Source organism: Dolichospermum circinale AWQC131C (assembly GCF_000426905.1).
In the GTDB taxonomy this organism is placed as follows: Bacteria; Cyanobacteriota; Cyanobacteriia; order Cyanobacteriales; family Nostocaceae; genus Dolichospermum; species Dolichospermum circinale.
Map to the genome: position 1 here is coordinate 66,891 of NZ_KE384606.1, position 768 is coordinate 67,658.

Annotated in this window: 1 pseudogene; it reads left to right on the forward strand. The window is 38.7% G+C overall.

The window, feature by feature from the left end:
* Window positions 1-291: 291 nt before the first annotated feature.
* Window positions 292-768 (forward strand): annotated as a pseudogene (locus tag ACIR131C_RS26025) (hypothetical protein); the annotation flags it as partial.

Genomic DNA, 768 nt, shown 5'->3' on the forward strand with positions numbered 1-768 from the left:
CCCTTGAGGGAAATCCACTTGTCTCTAAACAATGTCCTCTGCAACCAGAGTCTATTTGTGAGTTTTAGTCTGTAGGTTGGGTTGAGGTACGAAACCCAACATAAACGTCCGGTTACGCTGTCCCTTAACCCGACCTACAAAAAATAGTCTGTAGGTTGGGTTGAAGCATGAAACTAGTTTTTTTAACGAACCACAGAGACACAGAGGACACAGAGGTAGGAAAATAAGAGATATTCACATTTCATTTAGGATTGCTATATAACCCATATCTACTAATCAAAATCAAAATAAATGACTCGCTTTATACATGATCAATTTGCTAAACAATATCTAACAGAACTATTAACACCCTATGGACAAGTAGAAACAAGTAAGGACATCACCGCAGAAGTCAGACAAATTGACGTATTATTTATCCCCTCATCCCCACCCACCAACCTAACAACACTAGGCGTATTAGGGAAAATGGCGGCTAATTATGCCGTATTTGAACCATTTCGCAATGCTGTAGGTAAAAGTGAAATCCGCAGTTGCATGGGTAAATTATTTGACATTCATGCCCAGGTTGAACGTCAAGCTAAACGCAATGACACGCGAATAAATGAATCCGAATTAGCTAATTTATGGATTTTAACTCCTACGGTATCAGTAGAAATCCTCGATAGCTTTAATGCTAGTTTGGATGAGGAAAACTGGGGTAAGGGAATTTACTTTTTTGGTAAAGGATTTAAAACCGTCATTGTGAGTATTCATCAATTACCCAGTACA